The following is a 19333-nucleotide window of genomic DNA, read 5'->3' on the forward strand; positions in this document are numbered from 1 at the left end:
TGCGGCGCCTCCGCCCGCAAGGCCGGGACCGGGAGTGCGCCCTGTGATCCTGTCAACACCTGTCATTTGTTATGACGGTTGTGCTTCGGGATGCGTTGTCCCGCCGCCCCCCAGAGTTTATACAGCTGGCGCAAACCCGTGAGGACGGGCCGCGCCCCGTCCGCGTGCAGGACACGGGCCCAGAAGAGAGTATCGGCTATGGCGAATGCAACGATTTCTGCAGAGTACCGGCCATCCGAGGACGAACCCTTCATGGGAGAGCGTCAGCGTGAGTATTTCCGCAGGAAGCTGCACGCATGGAAGGAAGAAATCCTGAGGGAGAGCCGTGAAACGCTCGCCGCCCTCCAGCGGGAGAACGAGCACCATCCGGACATCGCCGACCGCGCTTCATCTGAAACCGACCGTGCCATCGTGCTGCGCGCCAGGGACCGCCAGCGCAAGCTGATCGCCAAGATCGACGCCGCGCTGCAGCGCATCGAGGACGGCACCTACGGCTACTGCGAGGAGACGGGCGAGCCGATCTCGCTCAAGCGGCTGGAGGCGCGCCCGATCGCGACCCTGTCGCTGGAAGCCCAAGAACGCCACGAGCGCAACGAGCGCGTGCATCGCGACGACTGACGCGCCGCATGCCTGCAGGCGGCGCAGGCCGCCGGCGGGTACGGCGGCTGCTGGAAAAAGGCCGGGTTCGCCCGGCCTTTTTCTTTGTCCGCGCGGCTTTCGTCCGTGGGCCTCAAGTCCGTCCGGCGGCGCGCCTCGCCGCGCCGCGCGCGTGGCGGCCCGCAGCGGCCGGAAACGCCGCGCCCCCGGGCGGGGCGTCCGTCAGGGGGCGCAGGGCGTTGCGGCTCAGGGGCGCCAGGGCGCCGGCGGGCTTACGTCCGCGGCGGCGTGCGGCCGAGCAGGCGGGCGAACTCGGCCTCGATGGCTTCCGGCGACAGCGGATCCATCGGCCTGTCCGGCGCATCGCCGGCGGCCGGCTGCTCCTCCGCCCTGTCGGCGGGCACCGGCCGGGCGGGGGGCTGCGGCGCGCCGGCCGCGGCGGCCCGCGCCGGTTGCGCCGCCGGTTCGGCGGCAGGTTTGGGCGCGGCGGCCGGCGCGGGCGCCTCAGCCGGCTTCTCCGGAGCGGCCTCGGGCTTCGGCGCGGGTGCCGCGGCCGGCTGCGACGCCGGCTCAGGCCGGGCGTCCTGCGGCGCGGCGCCGTTCTCCGGCGCGTGGCGCGTCACCGTGCGCAGGCCGGCGAGATCAAGCCCCAGCGAGGCCAGCGACGACAGCGGGCTGCGCGTCTGGGACGGCTCCTGCGACGGCTGCGAAGGCGCGGCGGTCGGCACGGGCTGCGCCGGGGCGGCGGACCCTTTCGGCTGCTCCTTCGGCTGCCCGGCGCTGTCGGCGGCGGGCGCAGCCGGGCGGGCGGCGTCGCGCAGCGCCTCCTGCAGCTGGCGCTCCATGTCGCTCAGCACGTTGGGGTCCAGCGCCTGCGTGGCGGCGGACGCCGGAGCGGGCCCCGCCGGGCGGGCGGCGGGCGCAGGCTGCTGCGCCGCCGGCTGCTGGGCCGGGCCAGGCTGGGGCCGGGACGGCTGGGCGGGGCCGGGCTGGGCCGGCTGCGGCGCGGCCGTCTTCGGCTGCGCGAGGGTGGGCGTGGCCAGCGAGCGCTGCGGCGCCGGCGTCTCGCCGGCTGGACGCGCGCCCGCGGCCGGATTCTGCAGGCGCAGGTTCAGGCCGGCGGCCGGACCGCTGGCCGGCGGACGCACCCCCGCCGGCTGCGGGGCCGGCTGCGGACGGGGCGGCTGCGGCGCCGGCGCCGGTTTCGGCTGGGCGGCGGCCGGCTGCTGCGGAACGTGCTGGGGCGCAGGCTGCTGCGGCAGCGGGCGCTGCGGGGCCGGCTGCGGCGCGGCCTGCTGCCGGGGCGCAGGACCGTGGCCAGTGACCAGGCCCTGGATGGCGGCCTGCGGGCCCGGCTGCTGCGGAGCGGCCTGCTGCGGGAGCGGCTGCTGGGGCGCCGGCTGCCGAGGCGCGGGCTGCGGCGCGACGGGCTGCTGCGGCCCCGGAGCGGGCGCCGGGCGCGGGCCGGAGCGCACCAGGCTGTCGACGCTCGGCAGGCGCGGCTCGCCGCGCGGGTCGGGCGCCCTTGGCGGCTGCGGCCGGTTCTCGTCGGAACGCGCCTCGGAGCGGGCGGGTTCGGCCACGTCGGGCTCGGGGGCGCGCAGGCCATGGCCGCGGATGATGCCAGGCTCGATGACCACGTCGGACGCGCCGCCGATCATGATCAGGTGCTCCACATGGTCGCGCCGCACCAGCACAAGCTGGCGCTGGTCGTCGAGGTCATAGACGTCCACGACTCCAAGCCGCGGCTGGCGCGAGCGCGGCCCTGTCGCGGCGGCCCGCTTCCTGCCGGACGTGATGCGCCGCAGGACGAAAGCAAGGATCATCACCACGACGAGGATGACGATGAAGGCAATCAGGAATTGCGCGGCGCTGCTCATTTCTTGTCCGGACATCGGTTGATCGGCTTGTGCTGACGCAATCCCGGTAGGCAGATGCGACAACAGACATGTCGCCGATTTTTCACCATCAGGGTTAATCGACGGTTGACAGGGCGGCAACCGCGATTTGCCCTCTCCGGTGCCGAATCGTGAACCTTTCAGCAGCCTTCATTCCGGATAGTGTGCCGGGAAGACCGCTTCTGCGCGGAAGACGCCGCCCGGCGCGCCGCGCGCGGGGCGGGGCGGCTCCGGCGGCGGGCCGGCCACAGGAACCGGTGTCAGGACGTCCATGAACAGGTCATCGCCAGACGATATCGCCAGCGCGCCCTCCCTCGCGGGAGCGGCGGAGGCCGCCGCGGCCGCGCCGCCGCCCCGTCGCCGCAGCGCGCTGGCGCCGGCGGCGCTGTCGCTGCTGTTCGCGCTGCTGTTCGTCGCCGTGGCGCTGTGGCTGGCGCTGGCGGCGCCGGACCAGGCCGGCGCGGCGGTGTGGTGGCTGCTGGCTGTTCTGGCGGCGGTGGGCGTGTTCGCGCTCTCCGGCTTTTCCGTCGGCCTGTTCCAGCTCACGCCCGGGGTGTCGCGGCCCACGCGCCTGTCGCGCGCCATCGTCGACGGCGCGCTGGCCGGCATGGCCGCGGTGGACGCGCGCGGCGAGATCATCTGGTGCAACGGGGCGTGGCTGCGGGCCGTGGGGCGCGACGGCGCCGGCCCCGCCGCCCTGGAGCGCGCGGCGCGCCACGCGCCGGAGGTGAGCGAGGCGCTCTACCGGCTGGCCCGCTCCGCCCGCGCCGGCGTTCCCGCCCATGACGAGCTGCGCTTCCCCGCAGGCGCCACGCCGGACGGCGCGCCCTGCTGGCGGCGGGTGGAGGCGCGGCTGCTGGGCGAGGGCCGCCGCGCCCCGCTGCTGTGGACCGTCACCGACGTCACCGCCGACCGGGAGCGCCAGGAGCGGGTGTTCCAGGAGCTGCAGCACGTCATTTCCTTCCTCGACGAGGCGCCGGCCGGCTTCATGTCCATCGAGGCCGACGGCGAGATCAGCTACATGAACGCCACCCTGGCCGGCTGGCTCGGGCTCGACCTCGCCAGCGCCGGCGCCGGCGGCGTGCGCATTGAGGACATCGCCCCCCACGCCGCCGCCGGGCGGCTGCTCGCCGCCCCGCCGGCAGGGAAAGACCACGAAATCCTCGATCTCGACCTGCGCCGCCGCGACGGCCACATCCTGCCGGTGCGCGCGCTGCACCGGGTTCCGGCCGCGGAGGCGGGCGCGCGGCCGCCGTCGCGCACCGTGGTGCTCAGCCGCATGTCCGTGCCGGGAACAGCCGCCGGCTCGCGCCATGCGGAGGCGCGCTTCGCCCGTTTCTTCAACAACACGCCGGTGGCCATCGCCACCGTGGCGCCGGACGGGCGCATCCTCAGCTGCAACGCCTCGTTCCAGCGCCTGTTCGGCCCGGAGCTGATCGAGGCCGGCGCCCGCGCCCTGGTGACGGACAAGGACGGCGAACGCCTCGAGGCCGCCCTGCGCGCCGCCGCCAGCCAGCAGGAGGTGGCCCCCTTCGACGCACAGGTGGCCGGCGACGGCGGCCGCTGCGTGCGCGTCTACGTCAGCAGCGTCTCGGAGATGGAGGGCGAGGGCGAGAGCGCCGTCATCTACGCCCTCGACATCACCGAGCAGCGCGCCCTGGAGGCGCAGTTCGCCCAGGCGCAGAAAATGAACGCCGTTGGCCAGCTGGCCGGCGGCGTGGCCCACGATTTCAACAACGTGCTGCAGGCCATCATCGGTTTCTGCGAGCTGCTGCTGGGGCGCCACCGGCCAACCGACCCGTCCTTCCAGGACATCATGCAGATCAAGACCAACGCCAACCGCGCCGCCGCCCTGGTGCGCCACCTGCTGGCCTTCTCGCGCCGGCAGACCCTGCGCCCGCAGGTGATGCGCGTGGGCGACGTGCTGGCCGACGTCTCGCTGCTGCTCAAGCGCCTGCTGGGCGAACGCGTCGATCTCGACGTTCACCACGGCCGCGACATCTGGCCGGTCAAGGCGGACATCAACCAGTTCGAGCAGGTCATCATGAACCTGGCGGTGAACGCGCGCGACGCCATGCCGGACGGCGGCCGGCTCTCCATCCGCACCTCCAACGTCAGCGCCGCGGAATCGCGCCGCTATGACGAGAGCATGCCCGCCGCCGACTATGTGATGATCGAGGTGGCCGACACCGGCGTCGGCATGCCGCCCGAGGTGCTGTCGCAGATCTTCGAGCCGTTCTTCACCACCAAGGAGGTGGGCAAGGGCACCGGGCTCGGCCTCTCCACCGTTTACGGCATCGTCAAGCAGACCGACGGCTACATCCTGTGCGAGAGCGAGGTGGGCAAGGGCACCACCTTCCGCATCTTCCTGCCGCGCTACGTGGAGAGCCAGGAGGAGACGGCGGCCGCCGCAGGCGCCGCCGCCGGCGCGCCCGCCCGCAAGCCCGCCGCCGACCTCACCGGTCGCGGCGTCATCCTGCTGGTGGAGGACGAGGAGGCGGTGCGCGCCTTCGCCTCCCGCGCGCTCGCCGCCCGCGGCTACACGGTGCTCGAGGCCGCCTCCGGCGCCGAGGCCATCCAGCTGCTCGAGGAACGCGACGATCCGGTCGACCTTGTCGTCTCCGACGTGGTGATGCCGGAGATGGACGGCCCGACGCTGCTGCGCGAGCTGCGCGCCCGCAATATCGGCGCGCGCATCGTCTTCGTCTCCGGCTACGCCGAGGACGCCTTCCGCAGGAACCTGCCCGAGGGCGAGACCTTCGTCTTCCTGCCCAAGCCGTTCACGCTCAAGCAGCTGATCGAGGCGGTGAAGGCGCAGACGGGCTAACAAGGCCGCCTGGTCCGCGGGCGCGCGCCGGGCGGTTCCGCCCGGGCGCGGGCCGGGACCGGGCGCCTGAAAAACGTGCGCGGCGCGAACGGAAACAGAACTTGCAAAAAAGAACAAATAGGGTACAAACAACGCATTGAAGCGGCTGGACGCCTCATGCCATAAGGGACGGAACAATGTCGCATCCCGCGCTCAGGCTCGTTGAAGGTTCCTCCATGGACAAGACAAAGGCGCTCGACGCTGCGCTTTCCCAGATCGAACGGACGTTTGGCAAGGGCTCGATCATGCGCCTTGGCAAGAACGACCGTCCGGTCGAGATCGAGACCATCTCCACGGGCTCGATCGGTCTCGACATCGCGCTGGGCGTGGGCGGCCTGCCGCGCGGGCGCATCATCGAGGTGTACGGTCCGGAATCGTCGGGAAAGACGACGCTGGCGCTGCACACCATTGCGGAAGCGCAGAAGAAAGGCGGCGTCTGCGCCTTTGTGGACGCCGAGCACGCGCTCGATCCCGTTTACGCCCGCAAGCTGGGCGTGAAGCTTGACGACCTGCTGATCTCGCAGCCGGACACCGGCGAACAGGCGCTGGAGATCGCCGACACGCTGGTGCGCTCCGGCGCCATCGACGTGCTGGTGGTGGACTCGGTGGCGGCGCTGACGCCGCGCGCCGAGATCGAGGGCGAAATGGGCGACGTGCAGCCGGGCCTGCAGGCGCGCCTGATGAGCCAGGCGCTGCGCAAGCTCACCGCGTCGATCTCGCGCTCCAACACCATGGTGATCTTCATCAACCAGATTCGCATGAAGATCGGCGTGATGTACGGCTCGCCCGAGACGACCACCGGCGGCAACGCCCTCAAGTTCTACGCCTCGGTGCGTCTCGACATCCGCCGCACCGGCGCCATCAAGGACCGCGACGAGGTCATCGGCAACTCGACCCGCGTCAAGGTGGTGAAGAACAAGGTGGCGCCGCCGTTCAAGCAGGTCGAGTTCGACATCATGTACGGTGAGGGCATCTCCAAGCTGGGCGAGCTCATCGACCTCGGCGTCAAGGCGGGCATCGTCGAGAAGTCCGGCGCCTGGTTCTCCCATGACAGCCAGCGCCTCGGCCAGGGCCGCGAGAACGCCAAGGCGTTCCTGCGCCAGAACCCGGAGATCGCCGACCGCATCGAGGCGGCCATCCGCCAGAACGCCGGCCTGCTCGCCGACCGCATCCTCGACAACATCGATCCAGGCGCCGAGGACGTCGACGCCTGAGCGGCGCCCGTCCGGCGGCTCCGGGCGGCTGCTCCGGGGCCGGACGGCGGCGTTTCCACTGACATGAAGGCGCGGAGAGCGCCTTGCGGGCCGCCCTCCGGCCCCGGATCCTCCCCGGAAAGACCTCCTGGCCGGCCGCCGCGCCGCGGTCCGCCGCCGCTTCGCCGGCGAAAGGGCGGGCGCCCGCATCGCCGCCGCGCCGGCAATCTCGACAATGCCGGCGCGTCTCACTAGAAGACGGGAGCGAAGGAGCGGCGACCGGCCTCTCCGTACCCTGTCCCCGAGTGCGTGTAGCAATGAGCGGCGTCAACGAAATCCGATCGACCTTCCTCGATTACTTTGCCAGGAACGGCCACGAAATCGTTCCGTCGGCTCCGCTCGTTCCACGGAACGACCCGACCCTGATGTTCACGAACGCCGGCATGGTCCCGTTCAAGAACGTCTTCACCGGCGCCGAGAAGCGCCCGTACGTGAGGGCGGCGTCGTCGCAGAAGTGCGTGCGCGCAGGCGGCAAGCACAACGACCTCGACAACGTCGGCTACACCGCCCGGCACCATACCTTCTTCGAGATGCTCGGCAATTTCTCGTTCGGCGACTACTTCAAGGAGCGCGCCATCGAGCTGGCCTGGAATCTCGTCACCAGGGAGTTCGGCCTGCCGCAGGAGAAGCTGCTGGTCACCGTCTTCGCCGAGGACGACGAGGCCCACAGCCTGTGGCGGAAAATCGCCGGCCTGCCGGACAGCCGCATCATCCGCATCGCCACCTCCGACAATTTCTGGATGATGGGCGACACCGGCCCCTGCGGTCCGTGCTCGGAGATTTTCTACGATCACGGCGAGCACATTCCGGGCGGCCCGCCCGGCAGTCCGGACGCCGACGGCGACCGTTTCATCGAGATCTGGAACCTGGTGTTCATGCAGTTCGACCAGATCGGTCCTGGCGAACGGGTGAACCTGCCGCGTCCCTCCATCGACACCGGCATGGGGCTGGAGCGCATCGCCGCCGTGCTGCAGGGCACGCACGACAACTACGCCATCGACACCATGCGGGCGCTGATCATGGCGGTGGCCAACCTCACCGGCGTGGATCCGGACGGGCCGCAGTCGGTCAGCCACCGCGTCATCGCCGACCACCTGCGCGCCAGCTGCTTCCTCATCGCCGACGGCGTGCTGCCTTCCAATGAGGGCCGCGGCTACGTGCTGCGCCGCATCATGCGCCGCGCCATGCGCCACGCCCAGCTGCTGGGCGCGCGTGAGCCGCTGATGTGGCGGCTGTTCCCCGCGCTGAAGCGCGAGATGGGCGAGGCCTTCCCCGAGCTGGGCCGGGCCGAGGCGCTGATCACCGAGACGCTGCGGCTGGAGGAGGTGCGCTTCCGCCGCACCCTGGAGCGCGGCCTCGCCATCCTTGAGGAGGAGTCCCGCGACCTGAAGCCGGGCGACCGCCTCAGCGGCGAAACCGCCTTCACGCTCTATGACACTTACGGATTCCCGCTCGACCTGACCCAGGACGCCCTGCGCGCCCGCGGCGTCGGCGTCGACACCGAGGCCTTCGAGCGCGCCATGCAGCGCCAGCGCGAGCAGGCCCGCGCCAACTGGGCGGGCTCCGGCGAGGCCGCCACGGACCGCATCTGGTTCGGGCTGCGCGAGCGGGTCGGCGCCACCGAGTTCCTCGGCTATGAGACCGAGCAGGCCGAGGGCAGCGTCGTCGCCCTGGTGCGCGACGGGGCGGAGATCGAAAGGGCCGCGGCCGGCGAGACCGCCCAGGTCATCGTCAACCAGACGCCGTTCTATGGCGAATCCGGCGGCCAGGTGGGCGACACCGGCGTCATCGTCGCTCAGGGCCTGCGCGCCCGCGTCACCGGAACCACCAGGAAGCCTGGCGATCTTTTCGTCCATGACGTCGTCGTGGAGGAGGGCGAGCTGCGCGTCGGCCAGGCGGTGGAGCTGCGCGTCGATCACGGGCGCCGGCAGGCCATCCGCGCCAACCACTCGGCCACGCACCTGCTGCATGAGGCGCTGCGCCTGGTTCTGGGCGATCACGTCGCGCAGAAGGGCTCGCTGGTCGCGCCCGACCGCCTGCGCTTCGACATCAGCCATCCCAAGCCGGTCACGCCGGAGGAGCTGGCGCGCGTCTCCGACATCGCCAATGACGTCATCGTGCAGAACACGCCGGTGGTCACCCGCCTCATGGCGGTGGACGACGCCATCGCCTCCGGCGCCCGCGCCCTGTTCGGCGAGAAGTACGGCGACGAGGTGCGCGTGGTCTCCATGGGCCGCGCCGCCGACGGTTCGCGCGATTTCTCCGTGGAGCTGTGCGGCGGCACCCATGTGGAGCGCACCGGCGACATCGGCCTGCTGACCATCGTCTCCGAGAGCGGCGTGGCCGCGGGTGTGCGTCGCATCGAGGCGCTCACCGGCGCCGCAGCGCGCCGCCATCTGGCGGAGGAGAGCGCCCGCCTGCGCGAGCTGGCGGCGCTGCTCAAGGTTCCGGTGGAGGAGGCCCGCGGCCGTCTGGAGAGCCTGCTCGAGGAGCGCCGCAAGCTGGAGCGCGATCTTGCCGAGGCGCGCAGGAAGCTGGCCATGGGCGGCGCCGGCGGCGCCGATCCGGTGCGCGAGGTCAATGGCGTGAAGTTCTTCGCCCGCGCGGTCAGCGGCGTGGAGATGAAGGATCTCAAGGGGCTCGCCGACGAGGCCAAGGCGAAGGTCGGTTCCGGCGTGGTGGCCATCGTCAGCGTCTCCGACGACGGCAAGGCGGCCATGGTCGTGGGCGTGACCAGGGATCTGGTCGGGCGCTTCGACGCCGTCACCCTGGTGCGCGCCGGTTCGGCGGCCCTGGGCGGCAAGGGCGGCGGCGGCCGGCCGGATCTCGCCCAGGCCGGCGGCCCGGACGGCTCCGCCGCCGAGGCGGCGCTGAAGGCGGTGGAGGCCCTGCTGGCCGCCTGAGCCGCCTTCTGACCGGCTCTCCCGCGCAGGGAATTTGCGGCGTCAGGCCCCGTGGGCCTGACGCCGCTGTCGTCCGGGGCCGGCCTGGCGGGCGGACCTCGCCGGAGGCGCAGGCACGGGCGCCGCTAGCGTCTCACCGCCCGGGCGAGGGCGATCAGGATGCAGGCGCCGATGAAGCCGGCGATGAGGTAACCCAGCCAGCCGCCAAGCGCGACGCCCACCAGCCCGAGCAGCAGGTTCGCCACCGCCGCGCCGACGACGCCGAGCACGATGTTGAGCAATACGCCGGTGTCGCTCTTCATGAACATCGAGGCGAACCAGCCGGCGAGGCCGCCGATGATGATGGCGGCGATCCAGCCAATCTGTGCTTCTTCCATATGTGGGCGCTCCTTCCGTTACAGCCATGTCAACGCGTCTGGCCCGGAATTGGTTGCGCGCTGTTCCGGCTGCGGCCAGCTTCGCCCGTTCCGTGGCCGCCGTCCACGCAAATTCCGGCGAGACGCCCGCTTGAGACGCCGGCGCAGGGCGGGCAGGATGGCGCCAGGCGCATGGACGGCCCGCGGGCCGGGCCGGAGAAATGCGCGCGACAGGGCGGGAGCGTCGCGAGACATGCTGAAACTCATTGCAGGACTGGTTCTGTTCTATCTGTCCCACGCCTCGGTGTTCGCGCGGGCGCAGCGCGAGCGGCTGCGCCCGCGTCTCGGGGACGGGCTCCGCCGCGGTCTGGTCAGCCTGCTGGCGCTGGCTGGAGTCGCGCTCATCGTCTGGGGCTTCGCCGACTATCGCGCCGGCGGCTACGTCCAGCTTTGGGATCCGCCCGTCTGGGCCCGGCATCTCGCCTTCCTGCTGATGCTGCCGGCGTTCATCATGCTCGCCGCCGCCTTCGCCCCGGGCCACATCAAGGCGCGGCTCGGCCATCCCATGCTCGCCGCGGTGAAAACCTGGGCGCTGGCGCATCTGCTGGCCAATGGCGACCTCGGCTCCATCATCCTGTTCGGCTCTTTCCTGGCCTGGGGCGTGGCGGCGCGCGTCGCCGCAAGGCGCCGCGGCGAGCGCGCCGTCGTGCCTGCGCCGTCATGGCGCGCTGACGCCATCGCCGTGATCGCCGGCGCCGTGGCCTGGTGGCTGACGCTGACCTGGCTGCATGCCTGGCTGACCGGCGTTCCGCTGGTCGGCTGAGGCGGCCGCGCCGGCGCAATGTCTGCGCGCGCCGGGCGGCTTTCCGCTCCGGCATGCGCGTTGGACATGGCGCGCGTCATGTGTTGAGGATAGTTTGCGCGCGGCGCGTCCTGTCCGTCTGGGGCCGGCGCGCCACGGCCGGCCGCTGCGCGGGCGCCGCCGCCCGCGGGGGCGGGGCCGCGGCGGCGAATTGGAAGACCGGGCATGTTCCGCCTCTGCAGGCGTCCTGACATGTTCCGTTACTGGTGCGAGGCTGCTTTCATGTCCCTTCAGTCAGAGATCAAGCGCATCACGGCCCCGGACCTGCGGGCGCGCAAGGGGGGCGAGCCGATCGTGGCGCTCACCTCCTATCACGCGCACACGGCCAGCCTGCTGGACCGTTTCTGCGACATGATTCTGGTGGGCGACTCCCTCGGCATGGTGATGCACGGCCTGCCTTCCACCGTGCCGGTGACGCTGGACATGATGATCCTGCAGGGCCGCGCCGTGATGCGCGGCTCCTCGCGCGCGCTCGTGGTGGTGGACATGCCGTTCGGCTCCTATGAGGAGAGCCCGCAGCAGGCCTTCCGCTCCGCCGCCCGCATCATGAAGGAGACCGGCTGCGGCGCCGTGAAGCTGGAGGGCGGCCAGCTGATGGCCGAGACCATCCGCTTCCTCACCCGCCGCGGCGTTCCGGTGATTGGCCACATCGGCATGACGCCCCAGTCCATCAACACCTTCGGCTCGTTCCGCGCCCGCGGCCGCGACGAGGAGGACTGGCCGGAGATCGAGGCCGACGCCCGCGCCGTGGCCGAAGCCGGCGCCAGCGCCATCGTCATCGAGGCGGTGGCCGAGCCGCTCGCCGCCCGAATCACCAGCCAGATCGACGTGCCCACCATCGGCATCGGCGCCTCCGCCGCCTGCGACGGCCAGGTGCTGGTGCTTGAGGACATGCTCGGCCTGAGCCCGTGGACGCCGAAATTCGTCAAGCGCTACGCCGACCTTGGCCCGGCCATCGCCGCGGCCGTCGAGACCTATGCGAAGGAAGTGCGCGCCCGCGTCTTCCCGGCGAAAGAGCACATCTACCCGAAGCGCGCGCCGAAAAAGGGGTGAGCGCCCCGGCGCGGGGGCGTCCCGCGCCGCGACGGCGCGTCCGGCCTCCGCCGCGGCGCCGCCTTGCGCCCGGCGGCGGCCGCGCCGCCGGGGTCGCTTCGCGCCGCCGCTTGTGCTAAGGCCATGCCAGCCGTCCGCCGGCCCAATCCGACACGGGAACGCGAGCCAGCATGTCCGACATTTTCCGCGAAATCGACGAAGACCTCCGGCGTGACCGGATCGCCGCCTTCGCGCGCCGTTATGGCGGTCTCGTCGCCGGCGTCGTCCTGGCGGCCGTCATCGGCGTCGGCGGCTGGCGCTACATGGAATACCGCGCCGCGCAACAGGCTGACGAGGCCGGCGCGCGCTTCGCCACGGCGCTGAAGCAGCTGGGCGAAAGCGGCTCCGGCGCCGAAGGGCTGCGCGCGCTGGAGGCGCTGGCGCAGAACGGGCCGGGCGGTTACGCCGCCCTGGCGCGCTTCCGCCTCGCCAGCGCCACGGCGCAGAAGGACCGCGCCGCCGGCATCGCCGCCTTCGACGCCCTCGCCGGCGACACGGGTCTCGAGCCTGGCCTGCGCGACTTCGCCCGCATGCGCGCGGCGCTGCTCGCCGTGGACGTGGCCACGCCGGACGAGATCGCCAGCCGCGTGCAGGGGCTCGCCCAGCCGGGCAACCCCTGGCGCAACCAGGCGCGCGAGCTCATCGGCCTCGCCTGGCTGAAGGCCGGCAAGCTCGCGGAAGCCGAGCAGCAGTTCCTGCAGGTGGCCGTGGACGCCGAGGCGCCCCAGGCGCTGCGCCGCCGGGCGCAGCTGTTCCTTGAGCTGGCCGCCGCCGGCCCGGTCGCCGTCATCCCGGCCGCGGCGCCGGCACCCGCCGCCTCCGCCGCCACGCCGGCGGATTCCACGTCATCCGGCGCGTCCGGCGCCGCTGGCGCCGGCGCGCCCGCCACACAGAACTGAACCCGCAATCATGAATCTGCCCCTGGTCGCCATCATCGGGCGTCCGAACGTCGGCAAGTCGACGCTGTTCAACCGCCTGGTCGGCAAGAAGCTGGCGCTGGTCGACGACCGGCCCGGCGTCACGCGCGACCGGCGCGAGGGCGAGGCGCGCATCGGCCACTTCCGCTTCCGCGTCATGGACACCGCCGGCCTCGAGGAGGCGGACGCCGGCAGCCTCACCGGCCGCATGCGCGCCCAGACCGAAGCCGCCGTCGCCGAAGCCGACGCGGTGATGTTCGTGGTGGACGCGCGCGTCGGCCTCACCGGCGCCGACCGCGGCTTCGCCGATCTCGCCCGCCGCGCCGGCAAGCCGGTGATCCTCGTCGCCAACAAGGCGGAAGGGGCGCAGGGGCTTGATGGCGCGTATGAGGCTTTCGGCCTCGGCCTTGGCGATCCGGTGCCGGTTTCGGCCGAGCATGGCGAGAACATCTCCGGCCTGCTGGAGGCGCTGCTCGCCGCGCTGCCGGAGGCCGCCGCCGCCCAGGCCGATCCGGATTTCGACGCGGACGACGACGGCGACTTCGCCACCCGCCCGGTGCGCGTGGCCATCGTCGGGCGGCCCAACGCCGGCAAGTCCACGCTGATCAACCGCATGCTCGGGGAGGACCGGCTGCTCACCGGGCCGGAAGCGGGCATCACCCGCGATTCCATCTCCATCCCGTGGGAGTGGCGCGGCCACAAGGTGAAGCTCTACGACACCGCCGGCATGCGCAAGCGCGCCCGCATCGACGACAAGCTGGAAAAACTTTCGGTGGCGGACGGCCTGCGCGCCGTGCGCTTCGCCGACGTGGTGGTGGTGCTGCTGGACGCCACCATTCCCTTTGAGAAGCAGGACCTCACCATCGTCGACCTGGTGGAGCGCGAGGGGCGGGCCCTGGTCATCGGCCTCAACAAGTGGGACCTGGTTTCAGACCAGCCGGGGCTGCTGGGCGAGCTGCGGGAGACGGCGGCGCGGCTGCTGCCGCAGGTGCGCGGCGTGGCGGTGGCGCCGCTGTCCGGCCTGTCGGGCGAGGGCGTCGACCGGCTGATGCAGGAGGTGATGAAGGCCCGCCAGGTGTGGGACACGCGCATCTCCACCGCGCGGCTCAACGCCTGGCTCGGCGAGATGCTGGAGGCGCACGCGCCGCCGGCGGTTTCCGGCCGGCGCATCAAGATCCGCTACATCACCCAGGTGAAGGCGCGGCCGCCGCATTTCGCGCTGTTCGGCAACCAGCTCGGCGAGCTGCCGGGCTCCTACACCCGCTATCTGGTGAACGGCCTGCGCGAGCACTTCAACCTGCCCGGCACGCCCATACGCCTGTCGCTGCGCACCGGCTCCAATCCGTTCGAGGGGCGCAAGAAAAAGCGCTGAGGCGCGGCCGGGGCTCCCGCAGCGGGACTTCCGCCATCCGCCTCCGGCCGGCATGGCGCAGCCCCCGGACCAGCTCCGCGTTTCCAGGTCCGCCGCCGGAGCGTCGGGCGCGGAGGCGGGGGCCTGAGGCCGGCCGCCGCCGCTTCGCCTCCGCAGCTCCGCCGTCATCTCCGGGCGTCGCCGGCCGTCTCCGCCGCCGCCCGTGGTCGCGCCTGCCGATTCCGGGAGACGGCCTGGCGCCATGGCGCCGGACGCGACGCCCCGGTCCGCTCCGGCGACGTCCCGGCAAAAGGAAACCCGGGCGCAGCAGCGCCCGGGCGCGCAACGGCAAACCGGAAACACGCGGCCCGCAACGGCCCGCCGCCCGCGGCGGCGGGATCAGAAGCCGGAAACCGCGACCTTCGCCGGCATCTGCGGCCTGAGGAAGGCGTTCTGCGGGAAGTCGTAGATCAGGCCGTTTTCCTGGAAGTCAGGCCGCATCAGCCGCACCACATGCGGCGCCAGATCCTCCGGCGTGCGCAGCGTCATCGGATCCTCGCCCGGCATCGCCGCCGCCCGCATGCGCGTGCGCAGCGGGCCGGGATTGACGATGGACACCCGCACCCTGGTGTTGGCGTTCTCCGCCGCCATGGTGCGGGCCAGCGCCTCCAGCGCCGCCTTGGAGGCGGAGTAGGGGCCCCAGTACGCCAGGCACTTGTGCGCCGCTCCGGACGACATGAAGATCGCCCGGCCGGCGTCCGATTTCTGCAGCAGCGGATCGAGCGAACGGACCAGACGCCACACGGAGGTGACGTTCACCGCCATCACCGTGTCGAACTCCCTAGGCGTGGTGTGCCCCAGCGGCGCCAGCGGGTTCAGCGAGCCGGCGTTGGCCACCATGATGTCCAGCCGGCCCCAGCGTTCGTGAATGGCCAGTCCCAGCCGGTCCAGCGCGTCATAGTCGGTCACGTCCACCGGAACCAGGGTCGCCGAGCCGCCAAGGGCGCGGATCTCGTCGTCCAGCTCCTCCAGCGCGCCCTGGGTGCGCGCCAGCGCGATCACATGCGCGCCCTGGCGGGCCGTCTCCAGCGCCAGGGCGCGGCCAATGCCGCGCGAGGCGCCGGTGATCACGGCAATACGGCCGGCGAGGGGCTTTTCCGTCGTCGCCGTCATGTCAGCCGGCCTCCGCCAGCAGCGAGAGCTGACGCGGCGCCTCGCCGGTGATGTCGGCCAGCGGCGTCGGATAGTCGCCGGTGAAGCAGTGGTCGGTGAACTGCGGCGCGTCCGGATTGCGTCCCTCCGGATAGCCCGCGGCGCGGTAGACGCCGTCCACGCTGAGGAAGCCGAGGCTGTCGGCGCCGATGTAGCGGCGCATCTCCTCAAGCGAATGGGTCGCCGCCAGCAGCTTCTCCCGCTCGGGCGTGTCGATGCCATAATAGTCCGGATAGCGGATCGGCGGGCAGGCGATGCGGAAATGCACCTCTTTCGCGCCGGCGTCGCGCATCATCTTCACGATCTTCACCGAGGTGGTGCCGCGCACGATCGAATCGTCGATCAGCACGATGCGCTTGCCCGCCACCACGCCGCGGTTGGCCGAGTGCTTCATGCGCACGCCGGTCTCGCGCCCGGTCTGGGTGGGCTGGATGAAGGTGCGGCCCACATAGTGGTTGCGGATGATGCCCAGCTCATAGGGAATGCCCGAGGCGCGGGCGTAGCCGATGGCCGCCGGAACGCCCGAATCCGGCACAGGCACCACCACGTCCGCCTCCGCCGGCGCCTCGCGCGCCAGCTCCTCGCCGAAGCGCTTGCGCACTTCATAGACGCTGCGCCCGTGCACCACCGAATCCGGACGGGCGAAATAGATGTACTCAAACACGCACGGACGCGCCGGCTGCGCCGGGAACGGCCGGATCGACTCGACGCCGCTCTCGGAAATGACCACGATCTCGCCGTTCTCGACGTCGCGGATGAAGTTGGCGCCGATGATGTCCAGGGCGCAGGTCTCGGAGGCGAGGATGTAACGGCCGTCCAGCTCGCCCAGCACCAGCGGGCGGATGCCGAGCGGATCGCGCGCGCCGATCAGCTTCTTGTTGGTGAGCGCCACCAGCGAATAGGCGCCCTCCACCTGGCGCAGGGCGTCGATGAAGCGGTCCATGAACCGCAGCCGCCGGCTGTGCGCCACCAGATGCAGGAACACCTCCGTGTCCGTGGTGGACTGGCACAGCGCGCCGATGCGCACCAGCTGGCGGCGCAGGGTGAGGCCGTTGGTGAGGTTGCCGTTGTGGGCGATGGCGAAGCCGCCCCCCTCCAGCTCGGCGAACAGCGGCTGCACGTTGCGCAGGACGGTCTCGCCGGTGGTGGAATAGCGCACGTGGCCGATGGCCGCCTGCCCCTGCAGGCGCTCGATGGTCCTGCGCGAGGAGAAATTGTCGCCGACGAGGCCGATGCGGCGCTCGGAATGGAAGCGCTCGCCGTCATAGGTGACGATGCCCGCCGCCTCCTGGCCGCGGTGCTGCAGCGCGTGCAGGCCCAGCGCCGTCAGCGCCGCCGCTTCCGGGTGGCCGAAAATGCCGAACACGCCGCACTCTTCGCGCAGCGTGTCGCCGTCAAGGTCAGTGTCGCCCCTGGCCGGATGGTCCGGCGCCGCAGGCGGCCGGGACAGCATGGCGCCGCCATGGGCGGGCCAGTTTGCGTCGGTGTCGGCGTTACTCATCTTCAGGCCACTCCCGAACCCGGCTTCCTGTCCCGGGTCGCTGCTCGCGCAGCAGTTGCGCTACGCCGCCAATGCGCGCGCCAGCGAGACGGCGCGCCGCTCGCTGGCATGGCTGGCGATACAGGAACAAATAAATATGGACACTCTCTGTCCGGTTTTCACCCCAGCAGGGACGTTTGCGCGGAGCGCGGCCAGAAGCTGCGCCCTTGCCTCAACGTCTGCCCTTGCCGCGCCAGCGCCGTCGCCGGTCCGCCGGCCTGCCCTGAAGCGAAGCCGCGACGCCGGCCGGAAGGCCGGTCGCGCCGCGTCGTCTCCCTGTTCCGGACCGTGATCCAGATGAAGGTGCTTTTGCTCCCGATCTCCCGTGGGGTCAACTGTCCTGGGGGAGGCGATCAGTCGCGCGCGGCGTCCGCCGGCGCCTGCGGCCGCGGCGAGTCGCTTTCGGCCGGGGGCGTGTCGGCGCCGCCCGCCGCGGTTTTCGCCCGGTCGCGGTACCTGGCGATGATGGCTTCCGGATCATCGGGCAGCAGCGCCTGCAGCTGCTGGCCGCTGCGCTCCAGGAACGGCTTCAGCCGCGCGTCGCGCGCCCAGTCGGGCTGCATTTTCTCCGGCACCAGCCAGCTGAAGAAGATGTAGGCGATGACGCAGATCAGCAGGCCGCGCGCCACGCCGAACACGAAGCCCAGCGTGCGGTCAATGGAGCCGATGCGCGAATCGAGCACCAGGTCCGAGATCCGCAGCGTGATGAACGACACGATCACCAGCGTGACGAGGAAGATCGCCGCGATGGTCACCACCAGCGCCACCGTCGGATTGGCGATGTGCTGCGACACGACGGGCAGCAGCGGCTGGTGCAGCATCAGCGCCGCCGCGGCCGCGATCGCCCAGGACGCGATGGCGAGAATCTCCCGTGTCGCCCCGCGCACCGCCGCGAGCAGCGCCGAGAGCAGGACGACCCCAAGCACGACAAGATCAAGAATCGATACTGGCATTAGCGACACCGCATCCGTTGACGGGAAAGGGCATGGAGCCGTTCGCGGCTTCTCCGGCGGCGCCGGAGCGTCAGACGCGCCCAGGCTGGTATAATTTATAAGCCGGCCACCGTCACCAGCCTTCGCCGGCGTCCGGCGCGGCGGGCGTGCGCGCGCCGCCGGCGGCGACGAGGGCCACGAGATCGGCGATGGCGGCCACCGGCGTCACCCGGGCGCCGGCGTCGCCACCCTGGTCCGGCGGCGGCGGCGGCGATACCACCTGACGGAAACCCAGCTTCGCTGCCTCCCGCACCCGCGCCTGGGCCTGCACCACCGGACGCACCGAGCCCGAGAGGCCGATCTCGCCGAAAAACGCCGTGTCCGGCGGCAGCGGCCGCCCGGACAGCGACGACACCAGCGCCGCCGCCGCGGCGAGGTCCGCCGCCGGCTCGCCGATGCGCATGCCTCCGGCGATGTTGAGATAGACGTCGTGCTGGGCGAGGCGCACGCCGCCGTGCGCCTCCAGCACGGCGATGATCATGGCGAGGCGGCTGGAATCGAAGCCCACCACCGCGCGCCGCGGCGTGCCGAGGGCGCTGGGCGCCACCAGCGCCTGCACCTCCACCAGCAGCGGCCGCGTGCCCTCCATGGCCGCCAGCACCGCCGTGCCCGGAGCGTTGAGATCGCGCCCGGCGAGAAACAGCGCCGAGGGGTTGGAGACCTCGCTCAGCCCCTGGCCGGTCATCTCGAAAACGCCGATCTCGTCGGTGGGGCCGAAGCGGTTCTTCACCGCCCGCAGGATGCGGAAATGGTGGCCGGCCTCGCCCTCGAAGGAGGCGACCGCGTCCACCATGTGCTCCACCACCCGCGGGCCGGCGATCTGGCCGTCCTTGGTGACGTGGCCCACCAGGATCAGCGCCGCGCCGGTGGTCTTGGCGAAACGGATCAGGTTCTGGGCGCTGGCCCGCACCTGGGTGACGGTGCCGGGGGCGGAATCCACCGCGCCGGTCCACATGGTCTGGATGGAGTCGATCACCACCAGGCGCGGCGGCTTTCCCTGGCCCAGGGTGACGATGATGTCCTCCACATTGGTTTCGGAGGCCAGCTCCACCGGCGCGTCGGCCAGCTGCAGCCGCTCGGCGCGCAGCCGCACCTGGGCCACCGCCTCCTCGCCCGAGATATAGGCCACCCGGTGGCCGGCGCGGGCCAGGCTGGCGCAGGCCTGGATCAGCAGCGTCGACTTGCCGATGCCCGGATCGCCGCCGATCAGCACCACCGAGCCGCGCACGAAGCCGCCGCCGGTCACCCGGTCCAGCTCGGCCATGCCGGTGACCAGCCGCGGCGGCTCGGCGGTGTCGCCGCGCAGCCCCTCAAGGCGGAAGGCGCGGCCGCGCGCGCGCGCGGCCGCCGCCGGCGAGGCCCCGGCCACCGGCGCCGCCGGCGTCTCCTCGACCAGGGTGTTCCAGCTGTTGCAGGAGTCGCATTTGCCCTGCCAGCGCGGATGGGTCGCGCCGCAGGCCTGGCAGACGAACTGTCGTACGGCGCGGGCCAAGG

14 protein-coding genes are annotated in these 19333 nt (G+C 71.9%); 8 read left to right on the forward strand and 6 right to left on the reverse strand.

Going from position 1 to position 19333, the window contains the following annotated elements:
• Window positions 1–198: 198 nt before the first annotated feature.
• Window positions 199–618: an RNA polymerase-binding protein DksA gene (gene dksA, locus ACFFJB_RS04820; protein WP_376829973.1), complete on the forward strand. Its 420-nt coding sequence runs from the start codon at window positions 199–201 to the stop codon at window positions 616–618.
• A gap of 251 nt (window positions 619–869) precedes the next feature.
• Here dksA and ACFFJB_RS04825 read toward each other — a convergent pair whose 3' ends face one another.
• Window positions 870–2477 (reverse strand): hypothetical protein, encoded by a 1608-nt coding sequence (locus tag ACFFJB_RS04825; RefSeq protein WP_376829975.1) that lies wholly within the window; start codon window positions 2475–2477, stop codon window positions 870–872.
• Window positions 2478–2766: 289 nt separating this feature from the next.
• On the opposite strand from ACFFJB_RS04825, the gene cckA reads away from it, so the two are divergent.
• From cckA to alaS, 3 genes are all read left to right on the forward strand, one after another.
• Window positions 2767–5322: a cell cycle histidine kinase CckA gene (gene cckA, locus ACFFJB_RS04830; protein ID WP_376829977.1), complete on the forward strand. Its 2556-nt coding sequence runs from the start codon at window positions 2767–2769 to the stop codon at window positions 5320–5322.
• A 176-nt stretch (window positions 5323–5498) separates the two neighbouring features.
• Window positions 5499–6575 carry a recombinase RecA gene (gene recA / locus ACFFJB_RS04835; protein WP_376829978.1) on the forward strand — a complete coding sequence of 359 codons (1077 nt, stop codon included), beginning with the start codon at window positions 5499–5501 and terminating at the stop codon, window positions 6573–6575.
• Window positions 6576–6871: 296 nt separating this feature from the next.
• Entirely contained in the window at window positions 6872–9517 is a 2646-nt protein-coding gene (alaS, locus tag ACFFJB_RS04840; protein ID WP_376829979.1) for an alanine--tRNA ligase, read from the forward strand.
• Between the two features lie 125 nt (window positions 9518–9642).
• Here alaS and ACFFJB_RS04845 read toward each other — a convergent pair whose 3' ends face one another.
• A complete protein-coding gene (locus tag ACFFJB_RS04845; RefSeq protein WP_376829981.1) occupies window positions 9643–9894 on the reverse strand; it encodes a GlsB/YeaQ/YmgE family stress response membrane protein in 252 nt (83 codons plus the stop codon).
• A gap of 232 nt (window positions 9895–10126) precedes the next feature.
• On the opposite strand from ACFFJB_RS04845, the gene ACFFJB_RS04850 reads away from it, so the two are divergent.
• The 4 genes from ACFFJB_RS04850 to der all read left to right on the forward strand — a co-directional run bounded on the left by ACFFJB_RS04850 (window position 10127) and on the right by der (window position 14116).
• Window positions 10127–10696 (forward strand): NnrU family protein, encoded by a 570-nt coding sequence (locus tag ACFFJB_RS04850; protein WP_376829982.1) that lies wholly within the window; start codon window positions 10127–10129, stop codon window positions 10694–10696.
• 261 nt (window positions 10697–10957) lie between these two features.
• Complete coding sequence (gene panB / locus ACFFJB_RS04855; RefSeq protein WP_376829984.1) at window positions 10958–11788, forward strand: 3-methyl-2-oxobutanoate hydroxymethyltransferase; 831 nt, start codon at window positions 10958–10960, stop codon at window positions 11786–11788.
• A gap of 170 nt (window positions 11789–11958) precedes the next feature.
• Entirely contained in the window at window positions 11959–12726 is a 768-nt protein-coding gene (locus ACFFJB_RS04860; RefSeq protein WP_376829986.1) for a tetratricopeptide repeat protein, read from the forward strand.
• A gap of 10 nt (window positions 12727–12736) precedes the next feature.
• Window positions 12737–14116: a ribosome biogenesis GTPase Der gene (gene der, locus ACFFJB_RS04865; protein WP_376829988.1), complete on the forward strand. Its 1380-nt coding sequence runs from the start codon at window positions 12737–12739 to the stop codon at window positions 14114–14116.
• Between the two features lie 378 nt (window positions 14117–14494).
• Here der and ACFFJB_RS04870 read toward each other — a convergent pair whose 3' ends face one another.
• The 4 genes from ACFFJB_RS04870 to radA form a co-directional block, all read right to left on the reverse strand.
• Window positions 14495–15268: an SDR family NAD(P)-dependent oxidoreductase gene (locus ACFFJB_RS04870; protein ID WP_376829990.1), complete on the reverse strand. Its 774-nt coding sequence runs from the start codon at window positions 15266–15268 to the stop codon at window positions 14495–14497.
• 1 nt (window position 15269) lies between these two features.
• Window positions 15270–16760, reverse strand: a complete 1491-nt coding sequence (gene purF, locus ACFFJB_RS04875; RefSeq protein WP_376832545.1) for an amidophosphoribosyltransferase — start codon at window positions 16758–16760, stop codon at window positions 15270–15272.
• Between the two features lie 440 nt (window positions 16761–17200).
• Entirely contained in the window at window positions 17201–17800 is a 600-nt protein-coding gene (locus ACFFJB_RS04880) for a CvpA family protein (protein ID WP_376829992.1), read from the reverse strand.
• A gap of 112 nt (window positions 17801–17912) precedes the next feature.
• Window positions 17913–19331 carry a DNA repair protein RadA gene (gene radA / locus ACFFJB_RS04885; RefSeq protein WP_376829994.1) on the reverse strand — a complete coding sequence of 473 codons (1419 nt, stop codon included), beginning with the start codon at window positions 19329–19331 and terminating at the stop codon, window positions 17913–17915.
• Between the last annotated feature and the right edge of the window lie 2 nt (window positions 19332–19333).

Source organism: Camelimonas abortus (genome assembly GCF_042432745.1).
Lineage (GTDB): Bacteria > Pseudomonadota > Alphaproteobacteria > Rhizobiales > Beijerinckiaceae > Camelimonas > Camelimonas abortus.

What these genes read in the sequence shown, in the direction of transcription:
- dksA (WP_376829973.1), top strand. Translation starts at nt 199, where the DNA reads ATGGCGAATGCAACGATTTCTGCAGAGTACCGGCCATCCGAGGACGAA.
- ACFFJB_RS04825 (WP_376829975.1), bottom strand. Translation starts at nt 2,477, where the DNA reads ATGAGCAGCGCCGCGCAATTCCTGATTGCCTTCATCGTCATCCTCGTC.
- cckA (WP_376829977.1), top strand. Translation starts at nt 2,767, where the DNA reads ATGAACAGGTCATCGCCAGACGATATCGCCAGCGCGCCCTCCCTCGCG.
- recA (WP_376829978.1), top strand. Translation starts at nt 5,499, where the DNA reads ATGTCGCATCCCGCGCTCAGGCTCGTTGAAGGTTCCTCCATGGACAAG.
- alaS (WP_376829979.1), top strand. Translation starts at nt 6,872, where the DNA reads ATGAGCGGCGTCAACGAAATCCGATCGACCTTCCTCGATTACTTTGCC.
- ACFFJB_RS04845 (WP_376829981.1), bottom strand. Translation starts at nt 9,894, where the DNA reads ATGGAAGAAGCACAGATTGGCTGGATCGCCGCCATCATCATCGGCGGC.
- ACFFJB_RS04850 (WP_376829982.1), top strand. Translation starts at nt 10,127, where the DNA reads ATGCTGAAACTCATTGCAGGACTGGTTCTGTTCTATCTGTCCCACGCC.
- panB (WP_376829984.1), top strand. Translation starts at nt 10,958, where the DNA reads ATGTCCCTTCAGTCAGAGATCAAGCGCATCACGGCCCCGGACCTGCGG.
- ACFFJB_RS04860 (WP_376829986.1), top strand. Translation starts at nt 11,959, where the DNA reads ATGTCCGACATTTTCCGCGAAATCGACGAAGACCTCCGGCGTGACCGG.
- der (WP_376829988.1), top strand. Translation starts at nt 12,737, where the DNA reads ATGAATCTGCCCCTGGTCGCCATCATCGGGCGTCCGAACGTCGGCAAG.
- ACFFJB_RS04870 (WP_376829990.1), bottom strand. Translation starts at nt 15,268, where the DNA reads ATGACGGCGACGACGGAAAAGCCCCTCGCCGGCCGTATTGCCGTGATC.
- purF (WP_376832545.1), bottom strand. Translation starts at nt 16,760, where the DNA reads ATGCTGTCCCGGCCGCCTGCGGCGCCGGACCATCCGGCCAGGGGCGAC.
- ACFFJB_RS04880 (WP_376829992.1), bottom strand. Translation starts at nt 17,800, where the DNA reads ATGCCAGTATCGATTCTTGATCTTGTCGTGCTTGGGGTCGTCCTGCTC.